The sequence below is a fragment of the Pseudonocardia sp. SID8383 genome (assembly GCF_009864975.1).
Classification (GTDB): Bacteria; Actinomycetota; Actinomycetes; order Mycobacteriales; family Pseudonocardiaceae; genus Pseudonocardia; species Pseudonocardia alni.
The window spans coordinates 1-2,141 of sequence record NZ_WWFY01000635.1; the positions used below are offsets into that span (position 1 = coordinate 1).

Genomic DNA, 2,141 nt, shown 5'->3' on the forward strand with positions numbered 1-2,141 from the left:
CGGGGCCCGCGGACAGCTCGGTGTCGAGGTCGACGAACACCGCACCGGGGACCCGGTGGGCCCCGTGGTCCGCGCGGCCGGGCGGGCCGGCCAGACGCCACCGGACATCGAGCACCACGGGCCGCACGGTGCCGGCGGCCGGGGCGGGCCCCAGCAGGCCGGCGAGTTCCGAAGGGGGGATCATGGATCCGGACACGGCGCCCATCCTGCCCCGGACGGGCTCGCCGTGCGCGGGAGCCGCGCTGGGTAGACTGGACGTCGAACGAAGGGGCCCCACGTGAACGACCTCATCGACACCACGGAGATGTACCTCCGCACCATCTACGAACTCGAGGAGGAAGGCGTCGTCCCGCTGCGCGCGCGGATCGCCGAACGCCTCGGACAGAGCGGGCCGACCGTCAGCCAGACGGTGGCCCGTATGGAACGCGACGGACTCGTCGTCGTGGCCGGGGACCGCCACCTCGAGCTGACCGACGAGGGCCGCGGCCGCGCCGTCGCCGTCATGCGCAAGCACCGCCTCGCCGAGCGGCTGCTGATCGACGTGATCGGGCTCGAGTGGGAGCTCGTCCACGCCGAGGCGTGCCGCTGGGAGCACGTGATGAGCGAGGACGTCGAGCGCAAGCTGCTCCGCCTGCTCGACAAGCCGACCGTGTCGCCCTACGGCAACCCGATCCCGGGTCTGGAGGAGCTGGAGCGCGGGGACGACGCGTCGACGTCGTCGTCGGTGCCGCCCACGCTCGAGGTCGGCCTGCAGCGGCTCGACGAGCTGGCCCGCCGCGGTGGCGGTCGCGTCGAGATCAGGCGGATCGCCGAGCACGTGCAGCTGGACTCCGACCTGATGGGCGAGCTGAAGCTCGCGGGGATCGTGCCCGGCAACGTGATCGACGTCGGCCCGATCTCCCGCTTCGGCGACCCGGTGCCGGTGAGCTCGGACGACGAGAAGTCGACCGTCGCTCCGCCGGTCGCGCACGCCGTGCTCGTCCGCGCCGTCTGAGGAGGATCCGCACACGTGAAGCTGCTCGTCACCGGCGGCGCGGGCTACGTGGGCAGCGTGTGCGCCGCACACCTGCTCGACGCCGGCCACGAGGTCGTCGTGCTCGACGACCTGTCCACCGGCCACCGCGACGCCGTGCCCGCGGGCGCGGAGTTCGTCGAGGGTGAGCTCGGTACCCGCGCCGGGGAGGTCCTGGGCCGCGGCGGGTTCGACGGCGTGCTGCACTACGCCGCCCGCTCGCTGGTCGGGGAGTCCGTCGAGAAACCCGAGAAGTACTGGGACGGCAATGTCGTGGCCTCGTTCCGGCTGCTCGAGGCGGTCCGGGAGCACGCGGTACCGCGGCTGGTGTTCTCCTCCACCGCCGCCACCTACGGCGAGCCGGAGCAGGTCCCGATCCCGGAGACCGCGCCGACCCGGCCGACCAACCCCTACGGGGCGAGCAAGCTCGCGATCGACCACATGATCACCTCCTACGCGACGGCGCACGGCCTGGCCGCGACGAGCCTGCGGTACTTCAACGTGGCCGGGGCGCACCTGTCCGGTGACACCCCGCTCGGGGAGCGGCACGCGGTCGAGACCCACCTGATCCCGCTGGTCCTGCAGGTCGCCGCGGGCACCCGCGAGTCGATCTCGGTCTACGGCGACGACTGGCCCACCCCCGACGGCTCCTGCGTGCGCGACTACATCCACGTCGACGACCTCGCCGAGGCCCACCTGCTCGCGCTGACCCACGCCGTCGCGGGGCGGCACGACATCTACAACCTCGGCAGCGGTCACGGGTTCTCCGTGCTCGAGGTGGTCGAGGCCTGCCGCACGGTGACCGGGCACCCGATCCCGGCCGTCGTCGCGCCGCGCCGCGCCGGTGACCCCGCGGTGCTGGTGGCCTCGAGCGAGCAGGCCGCGCAGCAGCTGGGTTGGAAGCCGTCGCGGACCGCGATCGCCGAGATCGTCGGCGACGCCTGGGAGTTCGCCCGGTCCCGCTGAACCTGCGCGGCCCGGGGCCGGCTCACCGGGCGGCCGTCTCGTCGGGAGCGTCCGGGTCGAGCATCGCGGTGAGCAGCCGCCGCAGCCCGCCCGGGCCCGCCCACCGTGCGGCGGGTGAGCGCGGGTCGCGGGTGCCGTGCAGGCTCGCCGCCACCACCCCGGC

Annotated in this window: 2 protein-coding genes and 1 pseudogene; 2 read left to right on the forward strand and 1 reads right to left on the reverse strand. The window is 74.0% G+C overall.

What is annotated here, in order from left to right; all coding sequences use genetic code 11:
• Positions 1–184: pseudogene (locus tag GTW08_RS15650) on the reverse strand (sulfurtransferase); the annotation flags it as partial.
• A 93-nt stretch (positions 185–277) separates the two neighbouring features.
• Between GTW08_RS15650 and GTW08_RS15655 the strand changes: the two are divergent.
• Together GTW08_RS15655 and galE are read left to right on the forward strand one after the other, a co-directional pair.
• Entirely contained in the window at positions 278–994 is a 717-nt protein-coding gene (locus GTW08_RS15655; RefSeq protein ID WP_073574187.1) for a metal-dependent transcriptional regulator, read from the forward strand.
• A 15-nt stretch (positions 995–1,009) separates the two neighbouring features.
• Complete coding sequence (gene galE / locus GTW08_RS15660; RefSeq protein ID WP_073574188.1) at positions 1,010–1,978, forward strand: UDP-glucose 4-epimerase GalE; 969 nt, start codon at positions 1,010–1,012, stop codon at positions 1,976–1,978.
• Positions 1,979–2,141: the final 163 nt, after the last annotated feature.